Origin of the sequence: Gordonia sihwensis (genome assembly GCF_029632925.1) — a bacterium.
Lineage (GTDB): Bacteria > Actinomycetota > Actinomycetes > Mycobacteriales > Mycobacteriaceae > Gordonia > Gordonia sihwensis.
The window spans coordinates 2,198,825-2,215,885 of the sequence record NZ_CP121248.1; the positions used below are offsets into that span (position 1 = coordinate 2,198,825).

Consider the following 17,061-nt stretch of genomic DNA (forward strand, 5'->3'; position numbering starts at 1 on the left):
TCTGATCGGGGCTCAACAAGTTGTGTTCGGCGGTGTCCTACTCTCCCACACCCATTACAGTGCAGTACCATCGGCGCAGGTGGGCTTAGCTTCCGGGTTCGGAATGGGACCGGGCGTTTCCCCACCGCTATAGCCGCCGTAACAATATGAAACCATCCACACCACAATCTATAACCAGATCGTGGTTTGTGTGTTGTTTCAGAAGTACATAGTGGATGAACGAGCAAAACAAACTGTGCGTGTACGCAATCACCGAAACCGACTCACACAACCCATCCGTCGTGATTCGTTGAATCCGAAAAAAGAAATTGTTGGTGAGTGTTGTTGGTAAGTCCTCGGCCGATTAGTACCGGTCACCTGAACACATTACTGGGCGTACAGTTCCGGCCTATCAACCCCATCATCTGTAGGGGGCCTTACCCCACCCGAAGGTGGGTGAGAAACCTCATCTTGGAACAGGCTTCCCGCTTAGATGCTTTCAGCGGTTATCCCTTCCGAACGTAGCTAACCAGCAGTGCTCCTGGCGGAACAACTGGCACACCAGAGGTTCGTCCGTCCCGGTCCTCTCGTACTAGGGACAGGTTTCCTCAAGTTTCTACACGCGCGCGGCGGATAGAGACCGAACTGTCTCACGACGTTCTAAACCCAGCTCGCGTGCCGCTTTAATGGGCGAACAGCCCAACCCTTGGGACCTACTCCAGCCCCAGGATGCGACGAGCCGACATCGAGGTGCCAAACCATCCCGTCGATATGGACTCTTGGGGAAGATCAGCCTGTTATCCCCGGGGTACCTTTTATCCGTTGAGCGACACCGCTTCCACATGCCGGTGCCGGATCACTAGTCCCGACTTTCGTCCCTGCTCGACATGTACGTCTCACAGTCAAGCTCCCTTGTGCACTTACACTCAACACCTGATTGCCATCCAGGCTGAGGGAACCTTTGGGCGCCTCCGTTACACTTTAGGAGGCAACCGCCCCAGTTAAACTACCCACCAGGCACTGTCCCTGAACCCGATCAGGGTCCGAGGTTAGAAGCCCAATACGATCAGAGTGGTATTTCAACAACGACTCCACCCACACTAGCGTGCCAGCTTCACAGTCTCCCACCTATCCTACACAAACCGCACCGAACACCAATACCAAGCTATAGTGAAGGTCCCGGGGTCTTTTCGTCCTGCCGCGCGTAACGAGCATCTTTACTCGTACTGCAATTTCGCCGAGCCTGTGGTTGAGACAGCAGAGAAGTCGTTACGCCATTCGTGCAGGTCGGAACTTACCCGACAAGGAATTTCGCTACCTTAGGATGGTTATAGTTACCACCGCCGTTTACTGGGGCTTAAATTCTCAGCTTCACCACCCCGAAAGATGATTAACCGGTCCTCTTAACCTTCCAGCACCGGGCAGGCGTCAGTCCGTATACATCGTCTTACGACTTCGCACGGACCTGTGTTTTTAGTAAACAGTCGCTTCTCTCTGGTCTCTGCGACCACCACCAGCTCACACCGAAAAAGTGATCACCGGTCGTGGTCCCCCTTCTCCCGAAGTTACGGGGGCAATTTGCCGAGTTCCTTAACCACAGTTCACTCGATCGCCTTAGTATTCTCTACCTGACCACCTGTGTCGGTTTGGGGTACGGGCCGTGTACCAACTCACTAGAGGCTTTTCTCGACAGCATAGGATCACCGAATTCACCACAACGGCTACGCATCACCTCTCAGGCTCAAAAAGACACGGATTTGCCTATGTCTCACCCTACAGGCTTACACCAACTATTCCACCAGTTGGCCCGGCTACCTTCCTGCGTCACCCCATCGCTTGACTACTACACCCAAGGTCCCACGCAGCCACCATCAGAGAAATCCGAAGAAATCAACGACAGCTTTTGGATGGTTAGTACAGATGATTCATCACTGGGCGCGGATACACGGGTACGGGAATATCAACCCGTTGTCCATCGACTACGCCTGTCGGCCTCGCCTTAGGTCCCGACTCACCCTGGGCGGATTAACCTGGCCCAGGAACCCTTGGTCATCCGGCGGACAAGTTTCTCACTTGTCTTTCGCTACTCATGCCTGCATTCTCACTCCCACACCCTCCACAACTGGATCACTCCGCTGCTTCCACGGATGCAGGACGCTCCCCTACCCACCCACACCACTACACACCCACCCGCAGGCAGGCATGGATGAAATGTGTGAGTGCCGCGGCTTCGGCGGTGTACTTGAGCCCCGCTAAATTGTCGGCGCAGAATCACTTGACCAGTGAGCTATTACGCACTCTTTCAAGGGTGGCTGCTTCTAAGCCAACCTCCTGGTTGTCTCAGCGACCCCACATCCTTTTCCACTTAGTACACGCTTAGGGGCCTTAGCCGGCGATCTGGGCTGTTTCCCTCTCGACTACGAAGCTTATCCCCCGCAGTCTCACTGCCACGCTCTCACTTACCGGCATTCGGAGTTTGGCTGACGTCAGTAACCTGATAGGGCCCATCGGCCATCCAGTAGCTCTACCTCCAGTAAGAAACACGCAACGCTGCACCTAAATGCATTTCGGGGAGAACCAGCTATCACGGAGTTTGATTGGCCTTTCACCCCTACCCACAACTCATCCCCTCCATTTTCAACTGAAGTGGGTTCGGGCCTCCACAACCTCTTACAGCTGCTTCACCCTGGCCATGGGTAGATCACTCCGCTTCGGGTCTAGACCCAGCGACTCAACACGCCCTATTCAGACTCGCTTTCGCTACGGCTACCCCACACGGGTTAACCTCGCCACTGAGCACTAACTCGCAGGCTCATTCTTCAAAAGGCACGCCATCACCCACCACCCCGAAAGGTGCGCAGGCTCTGACGGATTGTAAGCGTCCGGTTTCAGGTACTATTTCACTCCCCTCCCGGGGTACTTTTCACCTTTCCCTCACGGTACTAGTCCGCTATCGGTCACCAGAAAGTATTTAGGCTTACCGGGTGGTCCCGGCAGATTCACAGCAGATTCCACGAGCCCGCTGCTACTTGGGAACAATCGAAGCCAGTCAACACGCTTTCAGCTACGGGACTCTCACCCACTACGGCAGACCATTCCAGGCCACTTCACCTAACATGTCGATTTATCACTGACCCACCGCACGGCAGCACGATGAACGATCACCCCACAACCCCACACGCACAACCCCTGCCGAGTATCACATACGCATGGTTTAGCCTCCTCCGCTTTCGCTCGCCACTACTCACGGAATCACACTTGTTTTCTCTTCCTGTGGGTACTGAGATGTTTCACTTCCCCACGTTCCCTCCACACCCGCTATACATTCACGAGTGGGTAACACCACATCACTGGTGCTGGGTTTCCCCATTCGGACACCCTCGGATCACAGCTCGTTTGACAACTCCCCGAGGACTATCGCGGCCTACCACGTCCTTCATCGGCTCCTGGTACCAAGGCATCCACCGAACGCCCTCAAACACTTACAACAACACCCACAAACACACCCCACACACCAAACAGTGCCCGAGACGCGAATGCGGACAACAAACAAAAACAACGATCACAACACGCGATCGCACAAACCAGAATCGAAATTGCAGAACACACAAACCCAACAACAAATGCTGCCGGGCTAGATGCTCGCATCCACTATGCACTTCTCAAACAACACACACCCACCACCCCCAACACCCCACACTCCGGGCGGAAAACAGTGAGCACCAAGACAACCCGCGCAGAACGCGTGTTCCCTCAGAACCCCGATAGTGTGCTTCGTCCACAACCGCAATCACTCACGGTCGACCACCCGCCGGCCCGCCCGCATCTCGCAGGCCACCGACAAACAAATGATGGTTTCTTGTGTTTCACCCATGAACAAACACCGACCCGATACACATTCGGCACCAGCATCGACGTGTTGTTTGCTCCTTAGAAAGGAGGTGATCCAGCCGCACCTTCCGGTACGGCTACCTTGTTACGACTTCGTCCCAATCGCCGATCCCACCTTCGACAGCTCCCTCCACAAGGGTTAGGCCACCGGCTTCGGGTGTTACCGACTTTCATGACGTGACGGGCGGTGTGTACAAGGCCCGGGAACGTATTCACCGCAGCGTTGCTGATCTGCGATTACTAGCGACTCCGACTTCATGGGGTCGAGTTGCAGACCCCAATCCGAACTGAGACGCGCTTTAAGGGATTCGCTCCACCTCACGGTCTCGCAGCCCTCTGTACGCGCCATTGTAGCATGTGTGAAGCCCTGGACATAAGGGGCATGATGACTTGACGTCATCCCCACCTTCCTCCGAGTTGACCCCGGCAGTCTCCTGCAAGTCCCCGGCATAACCCGCTGGCAATACAGGACAAGGGTTGCGCTCGTTGCGGGACTTAACCCAACATCTCACGACACGAGCTGACGACAGCCATGCACCACCTGTACACCAACCACAAGGGGGGCCGTATCTCTACGGCTTTCTGGTGTATGTCAAACCCAGGTAAGGTTCTTCGCGTTGCATCGAATTAATCCACATGCTCCGCCGCTTGTGCGGGCCCCCGTCAATTCCTTTGAGTTTTAGCCTTGCGGCCGTACTCCCCAGGCGGGGTACTTAATGCGTTAGCTACGGCACGGAACTCGTGAAATGAGCCCCACACCTAGTACCCACCGTTTACGGCGTGGACTACCAGGGTATCTAATCCTGTTCGCTCCCCACGCTTTCGCTCCTCAGCGTCAGTTACTACCCAGAGACCCGCCTTCGCCACCGGTGTTCCTCCTGATATCTGCGCATTTCACCGCTACACCAGGAATTCCAGTCTCCCCTGTAGTACTCAAGTCTGCCCGTATCGCCTGCACGCCTGCAATTGAGTTGCAGAATTTCACAGACGACGCGACAAACCGCCTACGAGCTCTTTACGCCCAGTAATTCCGGACAACGCTCGCACCCTACGTATTACCGCGGCTGCTGGCACGTAGTTGGCCGGTGCTTCTTCTCCAGGTACCGTCACTTACGCTTCGTCCCTAGCGAAAGAGGTTTACAACCCGAAGGCCGTCATCCCTCACGCGGCGTCGCTGCATCAGGCTTGCGCCCATTGTGCAATATTCCCCACTGCTGCCTCCCGTAGGAGTCTGGGCCGTGTCTCAGTCCCAGTGTGGCCGATCACCCTCTCAGGTCGGCTACCCGTCGTCGCCTTGGTAGGCCATTACCCCACCAACAAGCTGATAGGCCGCGGGCCCATCCTGAACCGCAAAAGCTTTCCACCACCAACCATGCAATCAGTGGTCCTATCCGGTATTAGACCCAGTTTCCCAGGCTTATCCCAGAGTCCAGGGCAGATCACCCACGTGTTACTCACCCGTTCGCCACTCGAGTACCCAGCAAGCTGGGCCTTTCCGTTCGACTTGCATGTGTTAAGCACGCCGCCAGCGTTCGTCCTGAGCCAGGATCAAACTCTCCAACAAAAAATGCAGAAACCACAAGATTTCAACACAAAGCCAGAAAACAGAACCTGACCAAATCCAAAAAACTGACATGGTAAAAAATTCATCCAAAACACTCACCAACCCACCAAAAGGGCCGGCAAGCACAATCTGTCCAAAAATCTCCCACGCCACAAAACAAAAAAATTAGTGGCACAAGAAATCCAAAACACACTATCGAGTTCTCAAAGAACACACACCCACCAGAACCAACCCCCACAAACAAGGGCCGAACACCAGCAGACATCTGCAATTATCCGCCACCCCGTCTCCGAGGCGACCTTCCCAGCCTACCAGACCGGAATCCTCCCTGCAACCGCGACATTCTCGAACTCCGAAGAAGAACGGGAAGTCCGCCAGGCGCAGGACCGCTACTCTACCCCCACCACCCCGGCAAGATCAACTCACCGACAGGAAGGGCATTTCGCTCGCCAGCACCGACGCGCTGACCTGCAATAAGTTACACACCGTTGATGCTGAGTCCCAAATCGCCAGGTCAGCGGTCCGACTGTGCGGTCAAGCGCCGATCTTGGCGCCGGCGAAGGTCTTCTTACCGCGGCGCAGGACGAGCCACTTGCCGAACAACAGGTCATTCGAACCCGGCGTCCAGTCCGCGTCGGTGACCTTGACGTTGTTCACGTAGGCACCGCCCTCGTCGACGGCCCGGCGAGCGGCCTTGTTGCTGTCGGCGAGTCCGGACGCGACGAGGAGCTCGACGATAGAGGGCGTGGCACCGGCGTCGAACTCGGCGAGGCCCGTCTCCCCCAGCGCGGCGGCGAGGGTGGGCTCATCGAGCTCGTTGAGTTCGGCGCGCCCGAACAGTGCGCGACTCGCCAGCTCCGCGGCGGCCGTCTGGTCTGCACCGTGGATGAGGGTCGTCAGCTCTCGAGCGAGGCGCTTCTGCGCCTCGCGGAGGAACGGCTTCTCGGCCGTGAGCTTCTCGAGCTCCTCGATCTCCTCCCGGCTCAGGAAGGTGAACCACTTGAGGAACTTCACGACATCGGCGTCAGCCGTGTTCACGAAGTACTGGTACCAGGCGTACGGACTGGTGAGCTCGGGATCGAGCCACACGCTGCCGCCCCCGGTCGACTTGCCGAACTTCTTCCCGTCGGCCGAGGTCACCAGCGGCACCGTCAGCGCATGGGCCGTACCACCGTCGACCTTCCGGATCAGGTCGACGCCGCCGATGATGTTGCCCCACTGGTCGGATCCGCCGATCTGGAGCACGCAGCCGTACTTGCGGTACAGCTGAAGGTAGTCGTTGGACTGCAGGAGCAGGTAGCTGAATTCGGTGTAGCTGATTCCGTCGGATTCGAGGCGCCGCTTCACCGTGTCACGCGCGAGCATGACGTTGACGGAGAAGTGCTTGCCGATGTCGCGCAGGAACTCGATGGTCGACATCGGGGCGGTCCAGTCGTTGTTGTTGACCAGAACGGCACCTGTGTCGGAGTCGTCGATGGTCACGAACCGCTGGAGCTGGCCGACGATCTTGTCCGCCCACCCCGCGACCGTGTCCACGGAGTTCATCGTCCGCTCGCCGACGTCGCGCGGATCACCGATGAGACCGGTGGCGCCGCCCGCCAGCACCACGGGACGGTGACCGGCGAGCTGGAACCGGCGCAGAGTCAGCAGCGGGACCAGGTGTCCGGCGTGCAGGCTGGACGCGGTCGGATCGAAGCCGGCGTACAGCGAGATCGGCTTCTCCAAGGTCTCGCGCAACGCTCCCTCGTCGGTACTCTGCCCGATGAGTCCGCGCCAGATCAGGTCGTCGAGGATGTTCTCGGCCACCGGCGGTTCACGCTTCCTTTCCGGTGAAGCGGGCGTGCTCCTCATCTGAGACCGCACGCGCGTCGTCGATCAGCATGTCGGGGATCCCGTGGGCGTCGATGGCATAGGCGACGCGCAGACGCGGGTTGTAGAGTTCGTCGCCCGCATCGATCAATTCACCCAGATCCTGGGGGCACACCAGTCGGTCGCGAACCACCGGATCGATGCCCTCGGCACGTGTTGCCATCAGCTCCCACTTCGTCTCGTCGATCGCGCCGCTCATCGCCTGTCGCGAGCGGCGCCTACCGCCTTCAGGCTACTCGGCGCCACCATCGTCTCCGGCGGGGAGCGCCGTCCAGTCGATGGTCGCGGCCGCGGACGCCGTGTAGCGGCGATAGCGACCGTCCTGGTCCCGATACCAGACCCGCGGTCCGGGCTTCGGCAGACCGCGCGCCGCGATCCGGCTGGTCATGGCCCGGAACGACTCCGACAGCGGGATGGAGTCGGCGACCCACACCAGGTGCGGGCGCTCGGCCGCGGGAAGCTCGCCCAGGCCGACGCGGATCTGGGTCGGAGTGAGCGACGTGGCGCCGCCGCGCAGCGTGACGGCGGCGACGGCGAGCTGCTCGCCCGGCTCGCCGACCGCGTACACCGCAGCGAGTTTGATGTCCGGGATCAACGAGAGCGCATGTTGGATGGGCACCGGATAGATCGGGCCCGACCGGCTCCGGATCACCGCCTGCGCCGATCCCATGTACCAGAGGTCGCCGTCGGCGTCGGATTGGAACAGACTCCCCCCGACCTCCCAGCGATCGTGCGGGCGGAACACGTCGCGCAGGACCAGACCTGCCGCCTCGAAGCGCTGGCCGGCGTGCGCGACCAGCATGCCGACCTCGCCCGGCCCCGCTTCCCGGACGAAGCCGGTGTCGCGGTCGATCTCCATTCGCTCGGCCACCGGGTCGTAGGCGGCGACGCGCACCGGGTTGGTCTCGGGCAGGGCACGGCCCATCGCTCCGATCTTGCTGTCGTCGACATTCGCCAGGATCGCGGATCCGTCCGCGGTGGCGAAGAACTCGAGCACCCGCGCATTCGGCAACGTCTCGCGCAACCGAGTCCAGACCCACGCCGACAGTCCGGAACCCATGAACAGGCGGACGCTGCCGAGCTGACCGGGATCGAACTCCGGCGCGTCGACGATGTCGGCCAGCATGTTCCAGGTGTACGAGACCACGGTGACGCCGTAACGGCGCACTTCACGGGTGAATCGCTCGGGATCGATCCCCGTGGACAGCGCGATGCGCGACCGCCCGGCGGCGGTGGCTCCCAGCGTGGTCAGCAGACCCGAGGCATGGTGAAGTGGCGGCAGGCAGTAGACCGTGTCCCGGTTCGACAGTCCGGCCGCGGCGGCAGCACCGAATGCGGACATGGCGAAGCGATGGTTGGTGACCGACCACCGATTGAGCCGGCCCTGCGTCTCGGTGAACAGGATGAACGCGAGGTCGCCCGCCAGTCCGGGGTCCGGGCGGTACCAGACCGGCATACGGACGCGTTCCGGGTCGATCTTCTCCATGTCGACGATGTGCTCACCGTCAGCGCGCTCGATGGCACGGGCGTCGCTGCTGCCTCCACCCAGCACCAGCACCCGGTCGCACACGGCGGCCGCACGGTCGAGGTGAACCGGATCGGAGACGATGATCCGCGTCTCCGCCAGGGTGAGCATCTCCGGCAGCGCGTCGCTCGACGAGAGCAGCACCGCCACGGCGCCCAGTCGCGACAGCGCGGCGATCGTCACCAGGGCGGACGGGCGCGGGTCCATCATGAGGCCGACGTGCACCCCCGGCCGGATGCCGCACTCGATGAGGCCGGCGACCACGTTGTCGATCCGCGCGTTGACCTGAGTGTGCGTCAGCACCCGGTCCTCGAACAGAAAGACCTCGTCGTGGGGCGTGCGCTTCGCGTTCTCGCTCATCAGCTTGCCGAGCGAGACGCGGGTCGACGGCTGGATCTGGCCGAGCCGGAACAGCCGCGGAACGGTGCGCACCGACTCGGTCGCCACGGCCCGGGTGGTGCGCTGGAGCGAATTGACCGCCTCGAGAAGCTCCTTGGAGACCGCGGTGCCCGCACCGGCGACCTGTCCGACACCGTAGGTCAGCCGGTTGCTCCAACTGATCCCGCTTCCGGACTCGCTGCGAGTCCTGCTCATCGGCGTCACCGCCGCCGGCTGCTCTCCGTTGCCCTCGCGCCATTGGATCCACTCGCCGACCGTCGGCCAGGTGAGACGTCCGGCGTTCGATCCGACGACGAGACCGAAGTGCCCGACCGGCGCGGCGGTCTCGTACACCTCGGCGTCGGGCGCGGCGCGGACGATGCCGCGCACGGCCAGTGGCTGACCGATGTCGTCGGTCTCACCGACGAAGGCGAGGACCGGGCAGGTGATCTCGGTCATCGACACCACTTCGCCGTCGATGACGAAGCCACCCGACATCATGCGGTTGTGAACCACGAACTGGCGGAGCAGTTCGGCCACGGCCGGACCCGACCACGCGACCCAGCCCTCCTGCTCGATGAATCGTCGCTGGTCCTCGCGCGGCAGCAGGGCGTCGCGATCGTGGAGTTTGCGCAGGAAGTCGATCCGGCTGCGGGCCGTCTTGACCGGATCGGCCAGCTGGAACCCGGTGCGTGCCAACCAACTCGGGATCCACAGTCGGTTGAAGACATTGTCGGCGACGAACTCCGCACCGGGAACCACGAGCTGTGCGGGCAGGCCCAGCGGAAGGGCCGCCAGTACGTCGACCGGACTGCCGAAGGTGACCACGCTGGCAAGTCCCTCTGAGCGCCGGTAGGCCGCCGTCTGATAGGCGAACATGCCGCCCTGCGAGTATCCGCCGAGGTGAACGTCCTGGCCGACGACCCGCCGGACCAGATCGATCACCCGGCTGATCGCCACCACGTGGTCGGTGAGCGTGCGCTCCATCCCGCCCTCTTCGTGGTCGGGCGAACCGAAGTCGACCACCCAGGGAATCACCTTGTGCCGGTACAGAACCGAGACTGCGCCGTTCTCCTGCGTCACGTCGTAGACGTTGGCCGACACCATCATCGGCGGGATCAGGATGATGTGGGCGAAGCCGTCGCCGGCGTCGTCTGGAAAGTACCGGCGGAGGCGGTACATCTTGTCGGTCTCGACCACCTTGTAGGGTGTCGGCTCGGTGCCGGTATCCAGGCCCCCCATCCGAATGACTTCGAGACCGTTCTGTGCGGTCGCGACGATCCGTCCGACCGTGCCGGCGACATTTGGCAGACCCTTCACCGCGGTAACTCCCCTCACCACTTCCGATGCCGCGGCCGCCGACTGATTCGGCGTGTGCGAGCACGTGCAGTGTACTAGTCGCCGAATCCGTCACGGCCGTCACCGACTGTGAAGTACCCGCGAGTCGGCGCGTGCGGTGATGCCGGTTACCCGCCTGGACACGCCGCGCCGGAGTCAGGCGAGCGCCGTCCGGAGGTCGGCGATCGTGGTGTTGGCCACCGAGATCTGGCGCTCGACCTGCGACGAGGCGGTACCGCCGAAGGCATTGCGTGACTCGATCGAGCCCGAGACCGTCAGCACCTCGCGCACCTGCGGCGTCAGCGCCGGATTGATGCGGGCCATCGTCTCATCGTCGAGTTCGTCGAGTCCGACCCCGCGGCTCTCGGCCTCACGGACGCAGGCGCCCGCCACCTCATGCGCGACCCGGAAGGGAACACCTTGGCGGACAAGCCATTCCGCGATATCGGTCGCGAGGGTGAAACCGGCCGGCGCGAGTTCGGCCATCCGCTCCGGATGGAAGGTCAGGGTGCCGACGAGTCCCGCCATCGCCGGCAGCAGCAGTTCCAACTGCGCGACGGAGTCGAAGACCGGTTCCTTGTCCTCCTGCAAGTCGCGGTTGTACGCCAACGGCTGGGCCTTCAGCGTGGAGAGCAGACCGGTGAGGTTGCCGATCACTCGACCGGCCTTGCCGCGTGCCAACTCGGCGACGTCGGGATTCTTCTTCTGCGGCATGATCGAGCTGCCCGTCGACCACGCGTCGGCCAACGTCACATAGCCGAACTCCGGGGTGCTCCAGAGGATCACGTCCTCCCCCAGGCGGGACATGTCGACCGCGACCATCGCGAAGACGAAGGCCGCCTCGGCGGCGAAGTCGCGGGAGCTGGTCGCGTCGATGGAGTTCTCGGCCGCACTGGCGAAGCCGAGGTCGGCGGCGATAGCCTCCGGGTTCAGCCCGAGCGACGAGCCGGCGAGCGCACCCGACCCGTAGGGCGAGACGGCGACACGCCGATCGGCGTCCACCAGACGCGCGACGTCGCGCAGCAGGGGCTGGGCGTGCGCGAGGAGAGTATGGCCGAGGAGCACCGGCTGGGCCGCCTGCAGGTGCGTCTTACCCGGCATCACCACACCCGGGTTGGCGGCGGCCTGGTCGACGAGCGCCTGCGCGAGGTCGAGCACGCCCGCGCCCACCCGCCGCATCGCTGCCCGCAGCCACATCCGGAACAGGGTCGCGACTTGGTCGTTGCGGGACCGGCCCGCGCGCAGCCTGCCACCGAGTTCGGGGCCCACCCGTTCGATCAGCCCGCGTTCGAGCGCGCCGTGTACGTCTTCGTCCGACTCGGCGGGCACGAACACGCCCGCGGCGACGTCCGCGGCCAGACGATCGAGCCCGGCCTGCATGGCCTCGGCGTCCGAGTCCGTCAGCAGACCCGCCGTCGCGAGGACGCGGGCGTGCGCCTTCGACGCCTGGATGTCGTACGGGGCCAACGCCCAGTCGAAATGCGTCGACTTGCTCAGCGCGGCCATCGCCGCGGCCGGGCCGTCGGCGAACCGGCCGCCCCACAGAGCCCCCTCGTTGGTGCCCTCGTGGCTGTTCTCGGACGATGTGGTGTCGGATGTCGACATGAGGGCAGTACTCCTCGCGTGGGTGTGTTTCGGTTCGGTGGTCGGTGAGCGCGTTCGCTCAGCCTACGATCTGGAGACCAGTCCCTCGATCCGCGCGGCCAGATCGGCGCCCGTGAGCGGCCGTCGGGCCAGGACGAAGATGGTGTCGTCGCCGGCGATGGTGCCGACGACTCCGGGCAGTCGCGCGCGGTCGAGCGCGCTGGCGAGATAACCGGCGGCGCCGGGCGGGGTGCGGAGCACCGCGACGTCGCCGGACGAGTCGGTCGACACCAGCAGTTCGGACACCAGTCGCGAGACCCGGTCGGTTCCGCCGGACACGCCGCGGACCGGACTGCCGTCCTCGGGGACGGTGTAGACCCCCGCGCCGCCGTCGGCGGCGCGCAGCTTCACCGCGCCGAGTTCGTCGAGATCGCGCGACAGCGTCGCCTGGGTGGCCTCGATCCCCAACTCGGCCAGCTTCTGCTGCAGTTCGCCCTGGCTCCGGATCTGTTCGGCCGCCAGGATCTCGACGATCCGGGCGTGCCGGCCGGCCCGCGTGGCGGCGAGCCTCGCCGACTCGGCCCGGCGGGCAGCGGTTCGGTCGGGGTCCGCGCGGTCCACTAGCGGTCCATCAACCAGGCCAGCAACGCCTTCTGGGCGTGCAGGCGATTCTCCGCCTCGTCGAAGACGACGCTCGCCGGACCGTCGATCACCTCGTCGGTGATCTCCTCGCCCCGGTGCGCGGGCAGGCAGTGCAGCACGATCGCCTCGTCCGCGGCGTACCCGAGCAGCTCCGAGTTGATCTGGTATGGACGGAAGGGACCGACCCGATCGAGCCCGTCGCCCTCATGCCCCATCGAGACCCACGTGTCGGTGACGAGGACGTCGGCGCCGGTGGCCGCAGCGATCGGGTCGCCGATCAGTTCGACGCTGCCGCCGGTCTCGGCCGCGCGCCGCCGCGCCGCTTCGACCACGGCCGGATCCGGTTGGAAGGCCGTCGGTCCGCTGACCCGGACATGCATGCCCGCGGTGACGCCGCCGAGCATCAGGGAATGCGCCATGTTGTTGGCGGCGTCTCCGAAGTAGGTCAGTGTCAGGCCCGCGGCCCGACCCTTCCGCTCGATTATGGTCTGCAGATCGGCGAGCACCTGGCACGGGTGGAAGCTGTCGGACAGAGCGTTGACGACCGGAACGGTCGCGTACTCCGCCACCGCCTCGAGGCGGTCCTGACCGAAAGTACGCCACACGATCGCGTCGACGAACCGCGACAGCACCCGGCCGGTGTCTGCGAACGACTCGTCACGGCCCATCTGCGTGTTCGCGCCGTCGACCACGACGGCGTGCCCGCCGAGCTGGCTGATGCCGACCTCGAAGGAGAACCGGGTCCGCGTGGAGTTCTTGTCGAAGATGACTCCGACAGCGCGAGGGCCCTCCAGCGGACGGAACCCGAAGCGGTCGCGCTTCATCCGCGCCGCCAGCTCGAGCACCTCCGCCTGTTCGGCGGGTGTCAGATCGTCGTCGCGCAAGAAGTGCCGAGTGTTCTCTGTCATGTCACGCATTCCCATTCTGTGCGTCGATCGCAGCGTCGAGGATGTCCGGCAGGTCGGCGACGAATCCGGCCGCCTGCTCGTCGGTGAGGATGAGCGGAGGCGCCAGCCGCAGCACGTCGGGCGCGGGTGCGTTGATCAGGTACCCGGCCGCCCGCGCGGACTTCTCGACGCTCGCCGAGATGCCGGAGTTCAGCACGACGCCGAGAAGCAGACCGTCGCCGCGCACACCCGCGATCTGCGGATGGCCGAGCTCCTCGATGCCGTCGGCGAGCGATTTCCCGACGCGCTCGACGTGCGAGAGGAGGTCGTGGTCGTCGATGTAACGCAGGACGGCGAGCGCGGCGGCGGCGCACGCGGGATTGCCTCCGAAGGTGGTGCCGTGCTGGCCGGGCTCGAACAGCGCCGCCGCCGGCCCCGTCGCCACCACGGCGCCGATCGGCATGCCGCCGCCCAGGCCCTTGGCGAGGGTCATCACGTCGGGCACGATTCCCGCGCGCTGGTGCGCGAACATCCAGCCCGTGCGGCCGATACCGGTCTGTACCTCGTCGAGCATCAGCAGCGCACCGTGCTCGGCGGTGATCGCCCGTGCCTGAGCGAGGTAGTCCGGGGGCGGGACCACCACGCCGTTCTCGCCTTGGATCGGCTCCAGGATCACCGCTGCGGTCCGCTCGGACACGGCGGCACGGAGCGCCTGCGCATCGCCGTAGGGAACGAAGTCGACGCCGGCGGGCATCGGTTCGAAGGGGGCGCGCTTGGCCGGCTGCCCGGTCATCGCGAGCGCACCCATGGTGCGGCCGTGAAATCCCCCCTCGGCCGCGATGATCTGCGGTCTGCCGGTCCTGCGGGCGAGCTTGAAGGCCGCCTCGTTGGCCTCCGTGCCGGAATTGCACAGGAAGGCGCGGGCCCCGTGGCCGACGGCCGCGCAGAGCCGCTCGCCCAGTTCCACGACCGGCTGCGAGATGTACAGATTCGACACGTGGCCGAGAGTCGAGAGTTGAGCGGTCACCGCCTCGACGATGACCGGGTTCGCATGGCCGAGCGCGTTCACCGCGATGCCGCCGAGCAGGTCGAGGTACTCCCGGCCGTCGGCGTCGTACACGACCGCGCCGTCGCCGCGCACCAGCGCGACCGGCGGGGTGCCGTAGTTGTTCATCAGCGCAGCGGACCACCGCTGCTGCAGGGGTGCGGTCACTGCCGTCCTCCATCGGGATCGTCGGCGACGACGGTGGTTCCCGAGGTCGACGCGGTGAGCAGGGCGGCCAGCACGGAATGCGCTTCACGGCCGTCGATGACGTGTGCGGCGCCGATCCCCTCCCGAACGGCGCGCATGCAGGCCTCCATCTTCGGCACCATGCCGGAGTCGAGGGAGGGCAGGAGTGTCGCGACCTCACCCGCGGTGATCGTCGAGACCAGCGACGAGCGGTCCGGCCAGTCGGTGTAGAGACCCTCCACATCGGTCAACATCACCAGATGCTCGGCACCGAGCGCTGCAGCGACGGCGCCCGCGGCGGTGTCGGCGTTGATGTTGTGCACCTGGCCGTCGGCATCCGGCGCGATGGTCGAGATCACCGGGATCCGGCCGGCCGCGATCAGGTCGTCGACCGCGGAGGTGTTGACCGCCGCGATGTCGCCGACCAGCCCGATGTCGGTGGGCTCTCCGTCGACCATCACCGTCCGGCGCGTCGCCGTGAACAGGTGGGCGTCCTCGCCGGTGATGCCGACGGCGTACGGTCCGTGCGCGTTGATCAGGCCGACGAGTTCACGGCCCACCTGGCCGAACAGGACCATCCGGACGACGTCCATGACCTCGGGCGTGGTGACGCGGAAGCCGCCGCGGAACTCGCCTTCGAGACCGAGGCGTGCGAGCATCGCGGAGATCTGCGGACCTCCGCCGTGCACCACCACCGGATGGATGCCGCACGCGCGCAGGAGGACCATGTCGGCGGCGAACGCCGTCTTCAGGTCGGCGTCGACCATCGCGTTTCCGCCGTACTTGACGACGACGCGCTTGCCGTGGAGCGCCTGCAGCGCGGGCAGCGATTCGGCGATGACGCAGGCCTTCTGCAGCGGTGTGGCGGTGCTCAGCGGTGAGGTGTCAGTGTTCGTCATGACGAGTAGGCCGAATTCTCTTCCACGTAAGCGTGCGACAGGTCGGTGGTGCGGATGGTCGCCTCGGCGTCCCCGAGGCCGAGGTCGGCGACGACCTCGATGCGATCGCCGGAGAGGTCGACATCGCGGGCCCCGGGTACTCCGGTGCCGTTGCGGCAGATCGGAGAACCGTTGAACGACACCGTGATCCGATCGGGATCGATGGTCACGGGCGCGGCGCCGATGGCGGCGAGGACGCGGCCCCAGTTCGGATCGGAGCCGAAGAGCGCGGTCTTGACGAGCGAGTCGCGCGCCACCGACCGCGCGATCACCAGCGCGTCGTCCTCGGTCGCCGCGCCGGTCACGGTGATCGCGATCCGCTTGGTGACGCCCTCGGCGTCGTTCTGCAGCTGACCGGCCAGATCGTCGCACACGGCGAAGACCGCGGCGTCGAGCTCGGCCTGGGAGACCTCGATCTGGCTGGCACCCGACGAGAGCAGGAGAACCGTGTCGTTGGTGGAGATGGAGCCGTCGACGTCGAGACGGTCGAAGGTGCGCGCGGTGGCGCGGCGCAGCGCGAGGTCGACCGACTCCGCGCTCACCTTGGCGTCGGTGGTCAGCACCACCAGCATGGTCGCGAGCGACGGGGCGAGCATGCCCGCACCCTTCGCCATGCCGCCGACGTTCCAGCCGCCGGTGTGGTGCAAGGCCACCTGCTTCGGGACGGTGTCGGTGGTCATGATCGCGTAGGCGGCGTCGGTCCCGCCTTCGAGTCCGCCGCCCATCTCGTGCACGATCTCGGTGACTCCGGCGAGCACCTTGTCCATCGGCAGCCGCTCGCCGATCAGGCCGGTCGAGCAGACGGCCACCTCGACGGGCCCGGTCTCGGTACCCCAGCTCGACAGCGTCGACGCGACCGCTTCCGCGGTGGCGTGCGTGTCCTGAAAGCCCTCGGGCCCGGTACATGCGTTCGCTCCACCGGAATTGAGGATCACGGCGCGCAGAGACCGGTTCTCGATCACCTTCTGCGACCACAGCACCGGTGCGGCCTTGACCTGATTGCGAGTGAACACCGCCGACGCCGCCAGGTCGGGGCCCTCGTTGAACACCAGCGCGAGGTCGGGCTTCCCGTTGGCCTTGATCCCCGCCGCGATTCCCGCCGCCCGGAAGCCCAGCGGCGCCGTGACGCCCTGGCGGCGGGTCATCCGCGAGCCGACCAGGAGATCGATGTCCGGCACGGGGACGGTCTGGGTGTCTGTCACGGTCGGGTCCTTCACGCTGTTCGAGCCTGTCTC

The 17,061-nt window shown here is 64.4% G+C and carries 9 protein-coding genes and 3 rRNA genes; all 12 read right to left on the reverse strand.

The window, feature by feature from the left end; translation table 11 throughout:
* Positions 1-24: 24 nt before the first annotated feature.
* The 12 genes from rrf to argJ all read right to left on the reverse strand — a co-directional run bounded on the left by rrf (position 25) and on the right by argJ (position 16,971).
* Positions 25-141 (reverse strand): 5S ribosomal RNA (rrf, locus tag P5P27_RS10575).
* A 182-nt stretch (positions 142-323) separates the two neighbouring features.
* Positions 324-3,467, reverse strand: a 23S ribosomal RNA gene (locus P5P27_RS10580).
* Between the two features lie 446 nt (positions 3,468-3,913).
* Positions 3,914-5,434: ribosomal RNA gene (locus tag P5P27_RS10585) — 16S ribosomal RNA — on the reverse strand.
* The 16S, 23S and 5S rRNA genes sit together here, the layout of an rRNA operon.
* A 534-nt stretch (positions 5,435-5,968) precedes the next feature.
* Positions 5,969-7,240, reverse strand: coding sequence for a tyrosine--tRNA ligase (tyrS, locus tag P5P27_RS10590; protein WP_006895479.1), 1,272 nt, complete (start codon positions 7,238-7,240; stop codon positions 5,969-5,971).
* 7 nt (positions 7,241-7,247) lie between these two features.
* The gene (locus P5P27_RS10595) at positions 7,248-7,466 is read right to left on the reverse strand and encodes a Trm112 family protein (protein WP_039867034.1); all 219 of its coding nucleotides are present in this window, start codon (positions 7,464-7,466) and stop codon (positions 7,248-7,250) included.
* 69 nt (positions 7,467-7,535) lie between these two features.
* A complete protein-coding gene (locus P5P27_RS10600; protein ID WP_278123876.1) occupies positions 7,536-10,526 on the reverse strand; it encodes an AMP-binding protein in 2,991 nt (996 codons plus the stop codon).
* 174 nt (positions 10,527-10,700) lie between these two features.
* Positions 10,701-12,149: an argininosuccinate lyase gene (gene argH / locus P5P27_RS10605; protein WP_278123878.1), complete on the reverse strand. Its 1,449-nt coding sequence runs from the start codon at positions 12,147-12,149 to the stop codon at positions 10,701-10,703.
* Between the two features lie 63 nt (positions 12,150-12,212).
* On the reverse strand, positions 12,213-12,749 hold the full coding sequence (locus P5P27_RS10610) for an arginine repressor (protein WP_278123880.1): 537 nt from the start codon (positions 12,747-12,749) through the stop codon (positions 12,213-12,215).
* Complete coding sequence (argF, locus tag P5P27_RS10615) at positions 12,749-13,678, reverse strand: ornithine carbamoyltransferase (protein ID WP_045539029.1); 930 nt, start codon at positions 13,676-13,678, stop codon at positions 12,749-12,751. Before argF ends, P5P27_RS10610 begins: the two co-directional genes overlap by 1 nt.
* A gap of 1 nt (position 13,679) precedes the next feature.
* Complete coding sequence (locus P5P27_RS10620; RefSeq protein WP_278123882.1) at positions 13,680-14,870, reverse strand: acetylornithine transaminase; 1,191 nt, start codon at positions 14,868-14,870, stop codon at positions 13,680-13,682.
* Positions 14,867-15,787, reverse strand: a complete 921-nt coding sequence (gene argB / locus P5P27_RS10625; protein WP_278123884.1) for an acetylglutamate kinase — start codon at positions 15,785-15,787, stop codon at positions 14,867-14,869. The genes P5P27_RS10620 and argB overlap by 4 nt, the downstream gene beginning before the upstream one ends.
* Positions 15,784-16,971 carry a bifunctional glutamate N-acetyltransferase/amino-acid acetyltransferase ArgJ gene (gene argJ / locus P5P27_RS10630; RefSeq protein ID WP_231875753.1) on the reverse strand — a complete coding sequence of 396 codons (1,188 nt, stop codon included), beginning with the start codon at positions 16,969-16,971 and terminating at the stop codon, positions 15,784-15,786. The genes argB and argJ overlap by 4 nt, the downstream gene beginning before the upstream one ends.
* Positions 16,972-17,061 lie beyond the last annotated feature (90 nt).

What these genes read in the sequence shown, in the direction of transcription:
- P5P27_RS10595 (WP_039867034.1), bottom strand. Translation starts at nt 7,466, where the DNA reads ATGGCAACACGTGCCGAGGGCATCGATCCGGTGGTTCGCGACCGACTG.
- argH (WP_278123878.1), bottom strand. Translation starts at nt 12,149, where the DNA reads ATGTCGACATCCGACACCACATCGTCCGAGAACAGCCACGAGGGCACC.
- argF (WP_045539029.1), bottom strand. Translation starts at nt 13,678, where the DNA reads ATGACAGAGAACACTCGGCACTTCTTGCGCGACGACGATCTGACACCC.
- argB (WP_278123884.1), bottom strand. Translation starts at nt 15,787, where the DNA reads ATGACGAACACTGACACCTCACCGCTGAGCACCGCCACACCGCTGCAG.
- argJ (WP_231875753.1), bottom strand. Translation starts at nt 16,971, where the DNA reads ATGACCCGCCGCCAGGGCGTCACGGCGCCGCTGGGCTTCCGGGCGGCG.